General features: G+C 66.7%; 16 protein-coding genes, 1 tRNA gene and 3 pseudogenes. 8 read left to right on the forward strand and 12 right to left on the reverse strand.

Annotated features, from left to right (window positions below):
• The first annotated feature begins 1 nt into the window (after window position 1).
• The 4 genes from rodA (at window position 2) to NHF48_RS07735 (ending at window position 2,009) form a co-directional block, all read left to right on the forward strand.
• Window positions 2–1,108 (forward strand): rod shape-determining protein RodA, encoded by a 1,107-nt coding sequence (gene rodA, locus NHF48_RS07720; protein WP_253070758.1) that lies wholly within the window; start codon window positions 2–4, stop codon window positions 1,106–1,108.
• Between the two features lie 157 nt (window positions 1,109–1,265).
• Window positions 1,266–1,341 (forward strand) — tRNA-Lys (locus NHF48_RS07725).
• 99 nt (window positions 1,342–1,440) lie between these two features.
• Window positions 1,441–1,635 carry a hypothetical protein gene (locus tag NHF48_RS07730; RefSeq protein WP_253070759.1) on the forward strand — a complete coding sequence of 65 codons (195 nt, stop codon included), beginning with the start codon at window positions 1,441–1,443 and terminating at the stop codon, window positions 1,633–1,635.
• The gene (locus NHF48_RS07735; protein WP_253070760.1) at window positions 1,632–2,009 is read left to right on the forward strand and encodes a hypothetical protein; all 378 of its coding nucleotides are present in this window, start codon (window positions 1,632–1,634) and stop codon (window positions 2,007–2,009) included. The genes NHF48_RS07730 and NHF48_RS07735 overlap by 4 nt, the downstream gene beginning before the upstream one ends.
• Window positions 2,010–2,107: 98 nt before the next feature.
• Here NHF48_RS07735 and NHF48_RS07740 read toward each other — a convergent pair whose 3' ends face one another.
• From NHF48_RS07740 to NHF48_RS07755, 5 genes and pseudogenes are all read right to left on the reverse strand, one after another.
• Window positions 2,108–3,250: a nucleoside hydrolase gene (locus NHF48_RS07740; protein WP_253070761.1), complete on the reverse strand. Its 1,143-nt coding sequence runs from the start codon at window positions 3,248–3,250 to the stop codon at window positions 2,108–2,110.
• A gap of 87 nt (window positions 3,251–3,337) precedes the next feature.
• Window positions 3,338–5,677: pseudogene (locus tag NHF48_RS07745) on the reverse strand (xanthine dehydrogenase family protein molybdopterin-binding subunit).
• Window positions 5,674–6,435, reverse strand: a complete 762-nt coding sequence (locus NHF48_RS07750) for an FAD binding domain-containing protein (protein ID WP_342454729.1) — start codon at window positions 6,433–6,435, stop codon at window positions 5,674–5,676. Before NHF48_RS07750 ends, NHF48_RS07745 begins: the two are co-directional and overlap by 4 nt.
• Window positions 6,434–6,586, reverse strand: a pseudogene (locus tag NHF48_RS24845) (FAD binding domain-containing protein); the annotation flags it as partial. The gene NHF48_RS07750 and the pseudogene NHF48_RS24845, both read right to left, overlap by 2 nt.
• Before the next feature lie 73 nt (window positions 6,587–6,659).
• Window positions 6,660–7,166, reverse strand: coding sequence for a 2Fe-2S iron-sulfur cluster-binding protein (locus NHF48_RS07755; RefSeq protein WP_253070762.1), 507 nt, complete (start codon window positions 7,164–7,166; stop codon window positions 6,660–6,662).
• A gap of 478 nt (window positions 7,167–7,644) precedes the next feature.
• On the opposite strand from NHF48_RS07755, the pseudogene NHF48_RS07760 reads away from it, so the two are divergent.
• Both NHF48_RS07760 and NHF48_RS07765 read left to right on the forward strand, forming a co-directional pair.
• Window positions 7,645–8,304: pseudogene (locus NHF48_RS07760) on the forward strand (amidohydrolase family protein); the annotation flags it as partial.
• 191 nt (window positions 8,305–8,495) lie between these two features.
• On the forward strand, window positions 8,496–8,669 hold the full coding sequence (locus tag NHF48_RS07765) for an amidohydrolase family protein (RefSeq protein WP_253070763.1): 174 nt from the start codon (window positions 8,496–8,498) through the stop codon (window positions 8,667–8,669).
• Between the two features lie 22 nt (window positions 8,670–8,691).
• Here NHF48_RS07765 and NHF48_RS07770 read toward each other — a convergent pair whose 3' ends face one another.
• The 3 genes from NHF48_RS07770 to NHF48_RS07780 are packed head-to-tail and all read right to left on the reverse strand — an operon-like array spanning window position 8,692 to window position 11,111.
• On the reverse strand, window positions 8,692–9,528 hold the full coding sequence (locus NHF48_RS07770) for an SLC13 family permease (RefSeq protein ID WP_253070764.1): 837 nt from the start codon (window positions 9,526–9,528) through the stop codon (window positions 8,692–8,694).
• Window positions 9,440–9,946 carry an SLC13 family permease gene (locus NHF48_RS07775; protein ID WP_253070765.1) on the reverse strand — a complete coding sequence of 169 codons (507 nt, stop codon included), beginning with the start codon at window positions 9,944–9,946 and terminating at the stop codon, window positions 9,440–9,442. Before NHF48_RS07775 ends, NHF48_RS07770 begins: the two co-directional genes overlap by 89 nt.
• A gap of 52 nt (window positions 9,947–9,998) precedes the next feature.
• Complete coding sequence (locus NHF48_RS07780) at window positions 9,999–11,111, reverse strand: metallophosphoesterase family protein (RefSeq protein WP_253070766.1); 1,113 nt, start codon at window positions 11,109–11,111, stop codon at window positions 9,999–10,001.
• A gap of 274 nt (window positions 11,112–11,385) precedes the next feature.
• Here NHF48_RS07780 and NHF48_RS07785 point away from each other — a divergent pair, with 274 nt between their 5' ends.
• A complete protein-coding gene (locus tag NHF48_RS07785; protein WP_253070767.1) occupies window positions 11,386–12,660 on the forward strand; it encodes an MFS transporter in 1,275 nt (424 codons plus the stop codon).
• Window positions 12,661–12,673: 13 nt separating this feature from the next.
• Here NHF48_RS07785 and NHF48_RS25845 read toward each other — a convergent pair whose 3' ends face one another.
• The 4 genes from NHF48_RS25845 to NHF48_RS07795 form a co-directional block, all read right to left on the reverse strand.
• Complete coding sequence (locus tag NHF48_RS25845) at window positions 12,674–13,066, reverse strand: hypothetical protein (protein ID WP_446741123.1); 393 nt, start codon at window positions 13,064–13,066, stop codon at window positions 12,674–12,676.
• Window positions 13,067–13,297: 231 nt separating this feature from the next.
• Entirely contained in the window at window positions 13,298–13,864 is a 567-nt protein-coding gene (locus NHF48_RS25850; protein WP_446741124.1) for an amidase family protein, read from the reverse strand.
• Entirely contained in the window at window positions 13,861–14,235 is a 375-nt protein-coding gene (locus NHF48_RS25855) for an amidase family protein (protein WP_446741125.1), read from the reverse strand. Before NHF48_RS25855 ends, NHF48_RS25850 begins: the two co-directional genes overlap by 4 nt.
• Window positions 14,236–14,354: 119 nt before the next feature.
• Window positions 14,355–15,260 carry an SDR family oxidoreductase gene (locus tag NHF48_RS07795; protein WP_253070768.1) on the reverse strand — a complete coding sequence of 302 codons (906 nt, stop codon included), beginning with the start codon at window positions 15,258–15,260 and terminating at the stop codon, window positions 14,355–14,357.
• Between the two features lie 97 nt (window positions 15,261–15,357).
• Between NHF48_RS07795 and NHF48_RS07800 the strand changes: the two genes are divergently transcribed.
• Window positions 15,358–16,185 carry a helix-turn-helix transcriptional regulator gene (locus tag NHF48_RS07800; RefSeq protein WP_253070769.1) on the forward strand — a complete coding sequence of 276 codons (828 nt, stop codon included), beginning with the start codon at window positions 15,358–15,360 and terminating at the stop codon, window positions 16,183–16,185.
• The last annotated feature ends 2 nt before the right edge of the window (window positions 16,186–16,187 follow it).

Below are 16,187 nucleotides of genomic sequence, written 5' to 3' on the forward strand. Positions count from 1 at the left end.
GATGAACCGCATCGTCCCCGAACCGCTCGCCAAGCTGCCGTGGCGCGTCCTGCTGCTGGTGGTCGCGATCGGCTGTTTCGGCCAGGTCGTGCTGTATTCCGCGGCCGGCGGCTCGCTCAAGCCCTGGGCGCTGTCGCAGGGCATCCGCTTTTTCGTCCTGCTCGCCGGTGCGATCGCCCTCTCCTACGTCCCCGAGCGGACGTGGAAGGCGGGCTCGCTGCCGACCTATGCGCTGATCGTCGCGTCGCTGGTCGCGGTCGAGATCCTCGGCAAGGTCTCGGGCGGGTCGCAGCGCTGGCTCGACCTCGGCTTCATCCGCCTGCAACCGTCCGAATTCATGAAGCCCGCGATCGTGCTCGCCTGCGCGAAATTCTACGACATGCTTCCGCCCGGCGAGACGCGACGGTTCAGCGCGGTCTGGCCCGCCGCGCTACTGATCGGCGTCCCCGCGGCGATCGTCATGAAGCAGCCCGATCTCGGCACTGCGCTGATGATCTGCGCTGGCGGCGCGACGGTGATGTTTCTCGCAGGCATACCGCTGCGCCTGTTCGTCGGCGGCGCGATCACCGCCGCGGTGGCGATCCCGCTCGCGATCAATTTCGCGCTGCACGATTACCAGCGCAACCGCATCCTTATCTTCCTCGACCCCGAGAGCGATCCGCTCGGCACCGGCTATCACATCAGCCAGTCGAAGATCGCGATCGGCTCGGGCGGGATCTGGGGCAAGGGCTTCCTCCAGGGCACGCAGAGCCACCTCGACTATCTCCCCGAGGGGCATACCGACTTCGTCTTCGCGACGATGGCGGAGGAATGGGGCCTGGTCGGCGGCTGCCTGCTGATCCTTGCCTTCCTGCTGGTGATCCGCTGGGGCATCGAGGTCGGCCAGCGCGCGCAGACCCGCTTCGGCCGGCTGACCGCCGCCGGGCTGTCGACGACAATCTTCTTCTACGTCGCGATCAACCTGATGATGGTGATGGGCCTCGCCCCCGTGGTCGGCATCCCATTGCCGCTGGTGAGCTTCGGCAGCTCCGCGCAGATGACCGTGCTGCTGTGCCTTGGCATCCTGATGTCGATCGACCGCCAGAACCGCAAGACGGTCGGTTGGTAGGGCGAAAAACCCACTTAATTCGCGAAAAAGCGGCGCGATCGACGAAAACGGACTCGGATCGACGAAAAGGGGGTTGCGGCCCCCGATGAGTCTGCTAACAGCGCGCCTCCAGCAGCGGGGCGCCACACCAGGGCGCCACTCAAAACCGCCCCGGAATGGACGCATAGCTCAGTTGGTAGAGCAGCTGACTCTTAATCAGCGGGTCCTTGGTTCGAGCCCAAGTGCGTCCACCATTCTCTTATAGCGTTAGATACCGGCACCGATTGGTCGCATCGGCAAGTCACCTGTATCAGGCAACTTTCGCCGCGCGGCGCGCCGCGCTATCGGTTGGCATGGCGCGTGTCCAAAAGTTGAAGGTGTACCGGACCGTAGCGGGTTTCTACGATGCGTATGTCGCTGCGCCGAGTCAGAAGGCGGCACTGGCGGCGTGGGGTAGCGACCGCGACTTGTTTGCGCGGGGCATTGCCGAAGAGGTCACGGATCCGGCGTTGATGGCGGAACCGCTGGCCTCCCCGGCACGGTCGTGAAGCATTCGCGTGGGACGACGGCGGAACAGATTGCGGCACTGCCCGAACAGCGGGCGCCTGCCGCGCCGCGCGATAGCGATACCGATCCGAAACCTACCGCGAAACCGCGAGCGAAACCTCAAGCTAAACCCAAACCCAAGCCGCGGCCGAAACGCGACGAGCTTGATGCGGCTGAGGAGGCTTTGACGTCGTTACGAGCAGAATTTGACCGGAAGAAGAAAGATCTCGCCGAACGGGAGGCTGCGCTTGCGCGGGATCGTCGCGCGTTAGAGCAGGCTCGCTCCTCCAGCATCGAGGCTGCGGAAGACGCGCTGAGGGGGCAAAAGCAGGCGTATGAGGAAGCCGTGCGTCGGTGGCGGGCGTCTCAAGAGTGAGTACTGCACGCGGATTTCTGACGTAGGGCGTCGATAGTTGCGTATGTTCCGTCCGGGGGACGCCCTAGGGGGCGAATGTCCTTGTAGGGTCGACGTGGCTACTGTGATGACGGTCCATGCTTCAGCGGCCTTGTGTAGAGCGCGCGCATTGCCGCCTCCATCTTCTCGCGGTCGACGCGAAGTACGACGGTCTGCGCGCGTTCGCCGAGATGCGGGCGGTATGCGTCGTGCCACGATAGGGTATCGCCGTATCCCGCGGTCTGGCTGGTGTCGAAATCGATGTAGAGCGTCTCGGCGCGCGTGACGATGGCGGGCTCCAGCCAAGCCATCGCCGCGATCTCGTCCCACATCGGAAATCCCGGTTCGAGCCCGGTCTGAAGTGTGTCGGTCAGCGCCGTGTAGGCTGACTTGAGGCTGTCGAGGAAGCCGCGCGTCCACTGCGTGCCCGTCGAAGGGTCGATCGGGACCATCGTCACCTTCGGCCACGCGCCGTGCGCCATGATCCGCGCCGCTTCGGGATCCCAGCGGATGTTGAACTCGCGCCGGGGCGTATTGACGAACTCGCGTGCGAACGCGGCAGCTGTCGGCGTGTCGATCGACTGCTGCGGATTGAGGCTGCCGCCCATGTAGACGAGCTCTTTCACATTCGCGGCGAAGCTCGGGTCGAGGCTTTGCGCGATCGCGATGTTGGTCATCGGGCCGGTGGCGAACAGCGTGACCTGGTGCGGGTGCGCGCGGACCATCCGGACGAGGAACGCGGCGGCGATCTCGCCGGACGGCTTGGTGACGGGATCGCCGATCGGCAGGCTAGGCACGACCGAAGGCGACGGTGTCCCCGGGGTGGACTGGCCCGCGCCGGCGGACGCAGGCTCCGTCCACGGCCCCTTGAACTCGAGCCGACCGTACAGCCCTTCCCACCGCTTGGTCGCCGCCTCGCTGTTCACCAGCGGGTAGGTCGCACCCGGCACCACCGGCACGTCGGTGCGCCCGAGGATCTCGACGGTCCGCAGCGCATAGGCGGTGGCGGTATCGCGCCAGACCGAACCACTGGTCGTGGTGATCCCCAGCACCTCGACGTCCGGTGCCTGGAGCAGCAACGCGGGCGCGCCGTTCAGACCGACGACGTCATCATCGATCAGGACGAGCCGCCTGGCCGTCGCGTCCTGTGCCGAGACCGCGACGGGCGTCGACATGGAAAGCAGCGCGACAAGACAGCTGACCGAGACGAAACGAAAGGCCATCGTGCAACTCTTCCCCGCCAGATCGGTACGCCATTTATGCCAGTCCATGCAGGCGATCTCCGGCAGGCCTCACAATACGCTCTCCGATCAGATCAGCACCTTGTCCAGCGTGATCGGCAGGTCGCGCACGCGCTTGCCGGTGGCGTTGTAGATCGCGTTCGCTACCGCCGCGGCGACGCCGGTGATGCCGATCTCGCCCACGCCGTGCGCGCCCATCGGCGTGTGCGGGTCGGCGATGTCGGTCCAGATCACGTCGATCTCGGGCACGTCGAGGTGCACGGGCACGTGATATTCGGCAAGGCTCGGGTTCATGATGCGGCCATTACGCTCGTCGAACTGCGTTTCCTCCATCAGCGCCATGCCGAGGCCCATGACGATCCCGCCGCGGAACTGGCTGCGCGCGGTCTTGGGATTGAGGATACGACCGCAATCGAATGCGCCGAGGAACCGACTGACGCGGGTCTCGCCGGTTACCGCGTTGACGCGCACCTCGCAGAACAGCGCGCTGTGCGAATGCATCGACCAGTGCATCAGTTCGAGCGGCTGCGACGCCTCTTCGCTGACGACCACGCTTTCGCGCTGTGCCCGATCGAGGATCGAGACATAGCTTTCGCGTCGCGACGGATCGTCGAGCTTGGCCAGTCCGCCATCCTCGCTGCCGACCTCGTCGGGCGACAGGCCTGCGAGTGGCGAATCATTGCCCGCGAGTTTCAGCAGTTCGGCGACCAGCGCATGATGCGCGGCGATCACCGCAGCGCCGATCGCCGCGGTCTGCTGCGATCCACCGGCCAGGATCGCGCCGGGGATGATCGAGATCGCCATAACCGACCGAGACGCGGTCGAGCGGTAGCCCGAGGCGATCGGCGGCGACCATAGCGGTCGTTGTCGACGTCCCCATGCCCATCTCATGCGCGGCGATCTCGACGAGGGCATGCCCGTCACGGCGCAGCGTGATCCGTGCGGCGGCGCCCGGCATACGGTAATAGGGATAGGTCCCGGTCGCGCAGCCCATGCCGATCAGCCACTCGCCTTCGCGACGCGTACCCGGCTCCGCGCTCCGCTCGCTCCAGCCGAACCGCTCCGCACCGCTGCGCCATGCCTCGACGATATGCCGCGACGAGAATGGCAGGCCCGAGGTCGGATCCTTGTCCGGCTCGTTACGAATGCGCAGCGCGATCGGGTCCATGTCGAGTTCGACCGCGAGCTCGTCGATCGCCGACTCCAGCGCGAACGTGCCGACCGCCTCGCCGGGCGCGCGCATGAAGGTGTTGGCGAGCATGTTCATCGTGACCGTCTCGACCGACAGCTTGAAGCTGTCCGCCGCATAGCCGCCGCGCGTGCCGAGGATGAACGGCTCGGGCATGTTGTTGTGCGGCGTCATCGCGGCGATGCCGGTGTGGACCAGCGCCTTGAAGCGGCCATCCACGTCGGCGCCGATCGCGACCCGCTGCTCGGTCAGCGTACGGCCGCCGACGACGCGGTACACGCCCTCGCGCGACAACGCGATCCGGACCGGTCGCCCGGCAAGCTTGGCAGCCGCGGCACCGAGAATCTGGTGATCCCACAAGCACTTCCCGCCGAACCCGCCACCGACGAACGGCGAGGTGACGCGGACCTGCGCCGCCTTCAGGTCGAACACGTCGGCGATCGTCTGCGCCTCCGCGGTGACGAGCTGCGTCGCGTCGTGGACGATCAATTCGTCGCCGACCCACGCGATCGTCGCGGCATGCGGCTCGATCGCGTTGTGGTTGTGGCGCGGCGTCCGATAGACTTGATCGACCTTGTGCGGCGCCGCTGCCAGCATCGCGTCCGCGTCGCCGGTTTCGTTCAGCAACGGCTGGCCCATGAACAGGCCCTGCTTGGGTCCTTCAGCCTTGGCCGCGGCGAGCGACGTGGTCGAAGGCTCGGCCGCGTAGGTCGCGACGATCAGCGACTTGGCGTGATCGGCCTGCTCCTGCGTCTCGGCGAGCACCACCGCGATCGGCTGGCCGTTCCAGTGGACGCGGTCGTCCTGCATGACCGGCAGGTCGGCAGGCCCCGCCGCGGTGGGCGAAGAGCCGAACACTGCAGGCGGGTTCATCCGGGGCGCGTTCAGGTGCGTCATCACTACCACGACGCCCGGCGCAGCCTCCGCGGCCGCCGTATCGATTGCTGTAATGCGCCCGCGCGGGAATCGTCGCATAGGCGAGCGCGGCGTAGACCATGCCCTCCAGCGGGAACTCGGCCGCGAAGGTTGCTGCGCCGCGCACCTTTAGCGGACCATCGAGCCGCGAGACCGACGTACCGATCAGTCCATGCTGCTGACGGATCAGCGGATCGGGCACGCCGCCCGGGATCCAGCTGTCGGGGGGCAAGCGGCACCAGCTTGCTCATCGCACCCTGGACCAGGCCCTGTGCGGTTTCCTTGACCGTATCGACGATGCTCATGCTGATGCTCCGGCAAGGTCGCCAAGCACGGCGACGAGGGTGCGCTTGGTCAGTGCGATCTTGAAACCGTTGTCGCGCAGCGGCACGGCGTCCGCCATCTCGGCGACGGCGGCGGCGAGGAACGCCTCCTCGGTCGCAGGACCACCACGCAAGGCCGCCTCCGCCTTCGACGCGCGCCACGGCTTGTGCGCGACCCCGCCGAGCGCGATCCGCACGTCCTTGATGACGCCGCCATCGATCTCCAGCGCGGCTGCGATCGAGACGAGCGCGAAGGCGTAGCTCGCCCGGTCGCGCACCTTGCGATAGGTCGAGTTGGCCGCGAAACTCAGCGGCGGCAGTTCGATCGCGGTGATGAGTTCGCCCGGTTCCAGCACGGTATCGAACTCGGGATGATCGCCCGGCAGGCGGTGAAGCTCGGTAAACGGCAGCGTCCTGGCCCCGCCCCGCCCGTGCAGATGTACGACCGCGTCGAGCGCGGCGAGCGCCACGCACATGTCCGACGGATGCGTCGCGACGCACGCCGACGACGCACCGAGAATGGCGTGTCCCCGCGTGAAACCCTCGATCGCGTCGCAGCCCGACCCCGGTGCGCGCTTGTTGCAGCGCGATCCGTCGGTGTCGTAGAAATAGGTGCACCGGGTTCGCTGGAGCAGATTGCCGCCGACCGTCGCCATGTTGCGGATCTGCGCCGACGCCCCCCGCCAGGATCGCCCGCGACAAGACCGGATAGCGCGTCCGCACAGCCAGATGCTCGGCAAGCGCCGTATTGCGGACCGCGGCGCCGATCATCAGCCCGCCGCCCTCGGTCTCCTCGATCTCGGTCGACAGCCCGGTCACATCGACCAGCGCGCTTGGCCTAGCGACCGTCTCGCGGATCAGGTCGACCAGGTTGGTACCCCCCGCCGAGATAGGCCGTCGCGTTCGCCTGCCCGGAGCCGGAGGGCGTCTGCGGCGTTCTCGGCGCGCGCGTAGGTGAACGGGGTCATGCCGCCATCCCCGCTGCCACGGTTTCGCGGATCGCGTCGATGATCCCGTTATGCGCACCGCAGCGGCACAGATTGCCGCTCATCCGCTCCTGCAATTCCTCGCGGGTCAGCGTCACGTCGGCGGTGAGATCGGCGCTGACATGGCTCGGCACGCCCCGCTTCGCCTCCGCCGCCATGCCGATCGCCGAACAGATCTGGCCCGGCGTGCAATAGCCGCACTGGAAGCCATCGTGATCGATGAACGCCTGCTGCAACGGATGCAGCGCGTCGCCGTCGGCCAAGCCTTCGATCGTCGTCACCTGTCGCCCGTCATACTGCACCGCGAGCGCGAGGCAGGACACGATTCGCTCGCCATCGACGAGCACCGTGCAGGCGCCGCACGCGCCTTGATTGCACCCCTTCTTGGTGCCAGCCAGATGCAGCCCTTCGCGCAACAGATCGAGCAGCGAGACACGGGGATCGTCGGGCAGCGCCACCGCTGACCCGTTGATAAGTATCGACATCGCCACTCTCCTGTTGAGCCGACGGTGTCGTTGCGACCGCCGAATCCGTATTTCAGTACCGAGCGGTATAGTCGCGATCAGCGGGGTCTGCCAAGCGTCTGGCGGAGCGATCGTGAAGATAGATCGATGCCCTCTTGCCGCCGCGTCGCGCATCGGCGAGCATCACGCATCAAAGGGGGAGAATGTGATGATCAAGGCATGGATGATCGGGCTGACGGCAATCGTCGCGGCACCGGTACTGGCGCAGGGCAAGCCATCGACCACGACCTATATCCAGGCGGGCACGGTGCTCGACCGGCCCGGCCAGGCGCCGCGCGGCAACACCACGATCATCGTCCGCGACGGGAAGATCGTCGAGCTGCGCGATGGCTTCGTCGCGCCGGAACAGGGGGCGAGGCTGATCGACCTGCGTACCGCGTTCGTACTGCCCGGGATGGTCGACATGCACGTCCATCTCTGGGGCATCGGCGGTGATCCGATGCGCGCGCGACTGGAAGCGCTCAACCGCGACCGGTTCGACGACGAGATGACCGCGGTCGCCAATGCGCGCACGACGCTGGCGGCAGGCTTCACCTCGGTTCGTGACCTGGGCGGCGACCCGCGCGGTATTCGGGCACTGCGCGATGCGATCGATGCCGGCACCGTCGAAGGGCCGAGCATCACCAATGCCGGCGAAATGATCTCGGTGACGGGCGGGCACGGCGACGGCGGCAACGGGCTCGCGGAAGAGTTCGCGGACATGGTGCACGCGAAGGAAATGAACCTGTGCGACGGCCCCGACGATTGCCGCCGCGCGGTGCGCGCGCAGGTCGCGCTGGGCGCGCGCGTCATCAAATTCGCGGCGACCGGTGGCGTGCTGTCGAACGTCAGCGGTGGCCTCGGCCGTGCGATGACGCCCGAGGAAATGCGCGCGATCATCGAGACCGCGCACGCGCTCGGTCGCAAGGTCGCCGCGCACAGCCATGCCGCCGAGGGCACGAAGGCCGCGCTGGAGGCCGGCGTGGACTCGATCGAGCACGGCACGTTCCTCGACGACGAGACGATCCGGCTGTTCAAGACCAAGGGCGCCTATCTGGTGCCGACCGAGATCGCACCCGTCGCGGCGCTGGCGCAGGCGCGCGGCGGTGCATTGCCGCCGGCGACGATCGTCAAGGCCGAGGCGGCGGCCGCGGCGATGGCGGCTAGTCACCGCCGCGCCTATGCCGCGGGGGGTGAAGGTCGCGTTCGGCACCGATACCGGCGTGTCGAAGCACGGCGACAACGCCACCGAGTTCGCGCTGATGGTCAGGAACGGGCTCACCCCCGACCCAGGCGATCGCCGCCGCCACGGTGGGGGCCGCAGACCTGCTCGGGCGCGACGACATCGGCACGCTCGCACCTGGCAAGACCGCGGACATCATCGCCGTGGCGGGGTCTCCGCTGCAGGACGTAACGCGGCTGGAACACGCCGAGTTCGTCATGCACCGCGGGACGGTCGCGAAGACGCCTGCTGCCGGCATCTGATTGGCTGCCACTCGGCGCGCGCTCAGCCGATGAGCATGCGCGCGCCGAGCGCCGCGAACAGCGCTGGCGGCATCACGACCGCGCCCACCTTCAGGAACCGCCAGAACCCGACGTCTTCACCCTCACGGCGGATCGCGGTCAGCCACAATATGGTGGCGAGCGAGCCGGTGATCGACAGGTTCGGGCCGAGGTCGACGCCTATCAGCAGGCCGTCGGTGACGATCTGCGGAACGTGTGCTTGTTGTAGCGTGGTGCTGGCTATCAATCCGGCCGGGAGATTGTTCATCAGGTTCGAACCGAATGCCAGGATCGTGCCCGCAACCCCGGCGGTCGTCGATGGCGACTGCGCTGCCCCCGCCGCGAGCCAGCGCGCCAACATCGTGATCACGCCCGTGCTCGCCAGTGCCTCGACCAGCACGAACAGGCCCGCGACCAGCGGCAGCACCGCCCAGGATACCGAGCCGAGCGTCGTAAGCGGCGACTTGCGCTCCCCAATGCATATTGCGGCCATCGTCGCGATACCGGCCAGGCAGGTCGGCAGTCCTAACTGATACCCCTGCGCCGACGCGGCGATCAGCAGAACTGCGGTCACGATGATCCCGCCGAGCGCGATCTTGCCGCCACGCGACAGCGTGCCGGTCTCGACGACGGTCTCGCACCGGTCGGTGAGCCGCTCGCGCTCGACCCAGCGCAGCATCAGAAAGGTCACGGCGATCGACAACAGCGATGGCAGCGCGAACGACGCCATCCACGCGCCGAGCGACGGCATCTCACCGCCGTACAGCACGAGGTTCGCGGGGTTCGAGATCGGCAGGACGAAGCTCGCCGCGTTGGCGATCAGCGCGCAGGCGAACAGCATCGGCAGCGGGTCGGCCTTCGCCTTCTTCGCCGCGGCGTAGACGGCGGGGGGTCAACACCACTGCGGTCGCGTCGTTCGAGAGGAAGGTCGTGACGACGATGCCGACGCCGAAGACGAGCGCGAACAGGCGACTGGTCGATCCCTTTGCGAGCCGCACCGCGTGCTCGGCGACCCAGTCGAACAGCCCCTGCTCTCGGGCGACCTCGGACAGCAGCATCATGCCGATCAGGAACAGATAGACGTCGCCACCCTTCAGCACCGCGGCCCATGCTGCACCGGGCGACATCAGTCCGAACACGAGCAACACTGCAGCGCCAGCGACCGCCCAGACCGCTTCGGGTAGCTTGAACGGACGCGTGATCACGCCGAAGGTCGCGACGAAGCAGATCGCCCAGATCGCGTAGGTGTGGAGAGTCATGCCGCGGGCATCCGCGAGTCGATACGCCGGACCATCGTCATCGTTACGGTATTCACCAATCGAGTCCGTTCTTGTTGGGGCCGCGTTGCGCGCCGTCGATACCACGATCGGGCCAGGCACCGATCGCGTTCACATCGCGGCCGAGCGCTACTGGAGGATTGCGCTTCGGTCGCGGGCCGGCGTTGCGAACGAGGATCTCGATGCGGTCCTCGCTCCTGTCACAGCGGATGGCGAGATGGTGGAGGCCATCAGCTACGCCATCGACCGAGGCGCTCCAGAGCGAGGGCACGCCGTCGACGCGCGTCATCGGGACGGCCTGGCCGTCATCGACGTGCAGCGACACCGTGTCTGCGCTGCCGAACACCTTCGCGCGGACCGTGAAGGCGCTGCCGGGCACGTTGTCGGCGCGCGCCGGGTCGGTGATCAGGCGGCGGTCGGCGGGGCTGGTGATCTGGACGAGTGGCCAGGGATCGTCGATCGCCTGGAACCGCCAACTGGGCACGCCGTCGTCGAGCGTGACGATCGAGAAACCGGGGGCGCCCTCCTCGATCTGGCCTGTCGAGCGGGTCGCGCCATAGATAACGCGGCCGTCGTTGAGCAGCTCGTTGTAATGCGTGTGCCCGGTGTCGACGAACGCGACGCGGTGCGCAGCGAACAGGCCGGCGATCCCGTCGGGATCATCGCGCAAGTCGCCGGGGTAGGCATGCATGAACGCCGCGACCGGTTCGCCAGCGACCGCGGCGGCGCTCAGTTCGCGTTCGATCCAGGCGCGCTGGGCCGGGTCGATCCGGAAGTCGGGACCACCCTTCCCCGCCGAGACGATATCGAGGAACAGGCAGCGATAACCCGCGATCGTCTCCGCATAGGGCGCCATCTTCGCCGTGATCGCGCGCATCGCGGTCAGGTCGCCGGGTTCGAAATCATGATCGCCCGCCAGCACGTGCCACGGCAGCGACAGCCCCGTCATCGCGTTCGCGATCCGCGCGTACTGGTCGTCGGTACCGTGATTGGCATTGTCGCCAGGCAATAGCGCGAAGTCGACCGCGTCGCCCAGATTCGCCTCGGCGCTCGCGATCAGCGTGCGAAACCGAGACAGTCCTTCATACCCATCGGCCTCGTCGACATGCAGATCGCCAAAGTGAATCCAGGTCAGGCATCCTGTCATTAAAGCACTTTCCAGTCGTCTGGCAGATGATCCGCCGATGCTGCCCATAGCGAGGCTGAGGGTTCATCGTTCCGTGACAATAACTTCATGATTTGAGACTTAACCGGCTCGTTCAGTTTCGGTTTAGCTTTTGACATCACTGGATAAAATCAAGCCGAACAATATTTCAGCGGCGTGGAAACTTTGCCCGGTGCCGCAGCTTTAGCGCTCCGACGTCGCGCGGGTTTCCCGTGCGGCACCGGTTTCGACGACACCGATATTTCAGGGAATTCTCATGGCCACGACGGACACGGCATCCGCCAACAACGGCAAGGCCAAGGGCGGGTCGGACGGCAAATCCGCGCCGAAGAAGACGCTCGACGCGCTGAACTTCTTCCTCGCCGACGTTCGCGATGGGCTCGGGCCTTATCTGGCGATCTATCTCGTCGCGGTCCGTGGGCCTGCGCATGGCTGGAACGAGGCGACGGTGGGCATGATCCTCACGATCGCCGGGATCGTCGGCCTGATCTCGCAGACGCCGGCGGGCGGGCTGATCGATCGCAGCAGGAACAAGCCGCGTATCGTGATGATCGCCGCACTGCTCGTGACGCTCAGCAGCGTATCGCTGCCGATCGTCAGTGGCTTTACCGCAGTTGCGGTCACCCAGTCGATCGCGGCAGTCGCTGGTGCTGTATTCGCGCCGGCGATTTCGGCCATCACGCTCGGTCTCGTCGGCCCGAAACTGTTCGCCAAGCGCGTCGGTCGCAACGAAGCATTCAACCACGCGGGCAACGCCGTGTCGGCGGCGCTTGCGGGCGTGCTCGCGTGGAAGTTCGGACCGGTCGTCGTCTTCTACCTGATGGGCGCGCTGACGGTTGCGAGCATCGTGACCGCGTCGCGGATCAGGAACGACGACATCGACAACGCGGTCGCGCGTGGTCTCGATTGCGAGCCGGAGGACGATTGCGAGGAGCCGAGCGGGTGGAAGGCGCTGGTCGAGAACAAGCCGCTGATGATCTTCGCGGGGACGGCGTTCCTGTTCCACCTCGCCAACGCGGCGATGCTGACGTCGGTCAGCCAGTTGCTCGCGCGCACCGTCGGCAAGGATCAGGCGACGTCGCTGACCGCCGCGTGCATCGTCGCGGCGCAGCTGGTGATGGTACCGGTCGCGATCGTGGTCGGCCGCAACACCGACAAATGGGGCACCAAGCCGCTGTTCCTCGTCGCCTTCGGGTTTCTCGCTGCGCGCGGCGCACTGTATACCGTGTCGGACAATCCGTGGTGGCTGGTCGGCGTGCAGGCACTGGACGGGATCGGCGCGGGTATCTTCGGCGCGCTGTTCCCGGTCGTGATCGCCGACCTGACCAAGGGGACGGGACGCTTCAACGTCAGCCAAGGTGCAGTGGCGAGCGCGCAGGGCTTGGGCGCGGCCTTGTCTGCGACACTGGCCGGTGCGATCATCGTGTGGGCTGGCTACGGCGTGAGCTTCCTGACCCTGGCCGTCGTCGCTGGCGCCGGCTTCATGCTCTATTTCTTCGCGATGCCCGAGACGAAGCAGAAGGCAGGGTAAGCCCCCCCTCGCCTCACCGGTCGACGGCGATGGTCGGTAAATACCGCGGCGCCGACCGGGCCTTGGCACGTTGTTCATAGGCATAGCCGGCGCGCAGCACGGTCTGGTCGGCGTCCTTCGTGGCGATGAACGACAGGCCGACGGGCAATCCGCGTACGAGACCCATCGGTACGGTCAGGTGTGGATAACCGGCGACCGCGGGCAACGTCGCGGCGGAGGGGCCGGCGTAGGTATCGCCGTAGACCGGATCGGTCAGCCACGCCGCGTCGTAGGTGGGCTCGACCAGGATCTGCGCGCCCGCCGCGCGCAGCATCGCGTCGATCCCCTGCGCACCCGCCAGCCGCAGCGATGTCGCGCGCGCGGCCTTGTAGGCGGGATCGTCGAGCCCCCTTGGTCTTGTCCGCATCCTCGAACAGTTCCTGCGTGAAGAACGGCATCTCGGTCGCGGCGTTCGCGCGGTTGAAGGCGATCACCGCGCCCAGCGTCTTCGTCTGGACCGCGGGTGGCGTGGTCGCGAGATAGGTGTTCAGGTCCGCCTTGAGTTCGGTTTTCAGGACCATCAGTTCCGCTTCGCCCAGTCCGTCGAGCTTCGGCGTCTTGACCTCGACCAGCACGGCACCCGCTGCGCGCAGGACGTTCAGCGCCGCATTGTAGCGGACGACGAGATCCGCGGACGTACACCGTCGGGCCTGACGACTCCGATCCGCATACCGGACAACGCGCTGGCTGAGAGTCCCGCGGCATAATCCTTGGTCACCGCCGCCGCCGTCACGCGGTCCGCGGGATCCGCACCGACCATGCCCGACAACAGGATCGCGACGTCGGTGACGCTGCGCGCCATCGGCCCCGGCGTATCCTGGCTATGGCTGATCGGCACGACATGCGTCCGGCTGACCAGACCGATCGAAGGCTTGAAACCGACCAGACCGTTGAGCGACGACGGGCATACGACCGAACCGTCGGTCTCGGTTCCGATAGCCGCGGCGGCGAAACTCGCCGCGACCGCGGCTCCCGATCCTGACGAGGAGCCGCACGCGGTCCGGTCCAGCGCATAGGGATTACGCACAAGCCCGCCGACCGCGCTCCAACCACTCATGGAGTGGGTCGAGCGTATGTTCGCCCACTCCGACAAGTTGGTCTTGCCGAGGATCACCGCACCCGCGCGCCGCAGGTACGCGACCATCGGCGCGTCCCGGCGCGTCATGTTGTCGCGCAAAGCGAGGCTGCCCGCGGTCGTCGGCAGCGGATCCGCGGTCTCGATATTGTCGCCTTTATGAGGATCGGAATGCCGTGCAGCGGACCGCGCACATGCCCTGCCTTGCGTTCGGCATCGAGCGCCCGGGCCTGCGCGAGGGCATCGGGATTGACCGCGATGACGCTGTGCAGCGCCGGCCCCTTGCGATCCATCGCGGCGATCCGCGCGAGATAGGCCTGGGTGATGTCGACGCTGTTGGCCGAGCCGTCGTTCATCAGAGTCCTCAACCGATCGAGCGACACTTCTTCGACGACCACCGTCTTGGCGAGAACAGGCGTGGCGACGCAGGCGAGCAGTACCGCAGTGATGAGACGACGCATGAGACCCCCGTATACAATGTCGCAGGATGGTCCCGAGCCGCGCACCGATGCAAGCGGCATCTGCTCGACGCGTATCCCGCTGACGGCAAACTATAAATTGCCGCCAGCGGGATGCCCGGTCAGGCGGCGACTAGGCCCGGCGCATAGTCCGTCGCTTCCAGATCGGCGATCAACCCCGGGCCGGTCGGGTTCCAGCCGAGTTGCGCGCGCGTCCAGTCGCTGGAGGCAAGCATGTCGAGCGAGGCGAACATGCCGAACCAGCCGAAATGGTCGTTCGCCTGGTCCTGCGTCAACGATAGCGTCGGCAGGCCCAGTCCAGCCGCTACCACCTCGGCGATCGCCCGCGCGCTGACGCCTTCCTCCGCAACTGCATTGTACCGCGCGCCCTTCTCGCCCTTGTCGAGCACGAGCGCGTAGAGTTTCGCCACGTCCAGCACGTGCGCCGCGGGCCAGCGATTGGCGCCGTCACCGACATAGGCCACCACGCCCTTCTCGCGCGCGATATCGACATAGGGCGTGATCAGTCCCTGCTTCACGGTATCGTGGACCTGCGGAAGGCGCATGACACGGACGTCCAGGCCGGCTTCCAGCAGCACATGCCCCGCCTTTTCCGACGCGATCCGCGGGTTGGGATAATCGGGGTTGAACGCGGACTCGAGCGCAGGCTTGCCCGGGCCAGTATCGCCGATCCCGGTACCCGACGTGATGATCAAGGGACGGTCGCTCCCCTTGAGCACCTCCCCCATCGCGCCGATCACGCGACGGTCCTTCTCGCAGTTTGCTACGAAGTTGGTGAACTCGTGATCGAACGCGGTGTGGATCACCGCATCGGCCTGCTCTGCTCCGCTGCGCAGGCTGTCGAGATCGACGAGATCACCGCGATGTACCTCGGCGCCAGCCTCTACCAGCGACCGCGCGCCGGCATCCGACCGGGTAAGACCCAAGACCTGATGACCCGCACTCAGCAGTTCCGGCACGATACGCGACCCGATGAACCCCGTCGCACCCGTCAAAAATACACGCATCCAAACTCTCCGATATTGTCCGGAGCAAGACTTGGGCGTACTTCGACACCCGTAAAAGTAGTGACCTTATCATGGTATAATCTTCAACAGGATGTCGATGTCTATCGAGACTGACAATGCGCTCGGCACGTTCCTGCGCGATCGCCGGGCACGCATGGACGCCGCGGCGTTCGGGTTCAGTGGCGGCCGGCGCCGGACGCCCGGCCTGCGCCGCGAGGAAGTCGCCCAGCGCGCTAACATCTCAGCGACCTGGTACACCTGGCTCGAACAGGGCCGCGGCGGCGCGCCGTCGGCCGACGTCCTCAACCGCATCGCCGGCGGCCTGATGCTGACCGAGCCGGAGCGCGAACACCTGTTCGTGCTTGGTCTCGGCCATCCGCCCGAAGCGACCTATCGCGCCTCCGACGAAGTCACGCCGCGGCTGCAGCGGGTGCTGGATGCGCTGGAATTCAGCCCGGCGATCGTCAAGACGCCGACCTGGGACGTGGTCGCGTGGAACGCGGCGGCGGCAACGCTGCTAACCGACTATTCAACGTTGCCCCGCGACCAGCGCAACATCCTGCGCCTGATGTTCACCAATGCGAGCATCAAGGCGGCGCAGGAGGACTGGCTCAACGTCGCCCGCTATGTCGTCGGTACGTTTCGCGCGGATGCAGCGCGTGCCGGTGCGGGCGCGGAGATCGCGCAACTGGTCGAGGAACTGTCGCGGCTCAGTCCCGAATTCGACGCGTTATGGCGCGACAACAACGTTGCCCGGCATGCTGACGGCCTGAAGCGGCTTCACCATCCGGTACACGGTTTGCTCGAACTCGAATTCTCGGCGTTTGCGGTCGACGGTCGGCCGGACCTCGGGATGATCGTCTACAATCCCGCCTCCCCGGAAACGGCGCAGCGTATCCGGTCGTTGATGGCGCCGACCGCCTGAGC

Source organism: Sphingomonas sp. H160509, from assembly GCF_024124765.2.
In the GTDB taxonomy this organism is placed as follows: Bacteria; Pseudomonadota; Alphaproteobacteria; order Sphingomonadales; family Sphingomonadaceae; genus Sphingomonas.

Bases quoted from the DNA above. Each gene is read 5' to 3' on its own strand.
- rodA (WP_253070758.1), top strand. From the start codon at position 2: ATGAACCGCATCGTCCCCGAACCGCTCGCCAAGCTGCCGTGGCGCGTC.
- NHF48_RS07730 (WP_253070759.1), top strand. From the start codon at position 1,441: ATGGCGCGTGTCCAAAAGTTGAAGGTGTACCGGACCGTAGCGGGTTTC.
- NHF48_RS07740 (WP_253070761.1), bottom strand. From the start codon at position 3,250: ATGGCCTTTCGTTTCGTCTCGGTCAGCTGTCTTGTCGCGCTGCTTTCC.
- NHF48_RS07755 (WP_253070762.1), bottom strand. From the start codon at position 7,166: ATGTCGATACTTATCAACGGGTCAGCGGTGGCGCTGCCCGACGATCCC.
- NHF48_RS07770 (WP_253070764.1), bottom strand. From the start codon at position 9,528: ATGCTGTTCGCCTGCGCGCTGATCGCCAACGCGGCGAGCTTCGTCCTG.
- NHF48_RS07775 (WP_253070765.1), bottom strand. From the start codon at position 9,946: ATGACTCTCCACACCTACGCGATCTGGGCGATCTGCTTCGTCGCGACC.
- NHF48_RS07780 (WP_253070766.1), bottom strand. From the start codon at position 11,111: ATGACAGGATGCCTGACCTGGATTCACTTTGGCGATCTGCATGTCGAC.
- NHF48_RS07785 (WP_253070767.1), top strand. From the start codon at position 11,386: ATGGCCACGACGGACACGGCATCCGCCAACAACGGCAAGGCCAAGGGC.
- NHF48_RS25845 (WP_446741123.1), bottom strand. From the start codon at position 13,066: ATGCGGACAAGACCAAGGGGGCTCGACGATCCCGCCTACAAGGCCGCG.
- NHF48_RS25850 (WP_446741124.1), bottom strand. From the start codon at position 13,864: ATGACGCGCCGGGACGCGCCGATGGTCGCGTACCTGCGGCGCGCGGGT.
- NHF48_RS25855 (WP_446741125.1), bottom strand. From the start codon at position 14,235: ATGCGTCGTCTCATCACTGCGGTACTGCTCGCCTGCGTCGCCACGCCT.
- NHF48_RS07795 (WP_253070768.1), bottom strand. From the start codon at position 15,260: ATGCGTGTATTTTTGACGGGTGCGACGGGGTTCATCGGGTCGCGTATC.
- NHF48_RS07800 (WP_253070769.1), top strand. From the start codon at position 15,358: ATGTCTATCGAGACTGACAATGCGCTCGGCACGTTCCTGCGCGATCGC.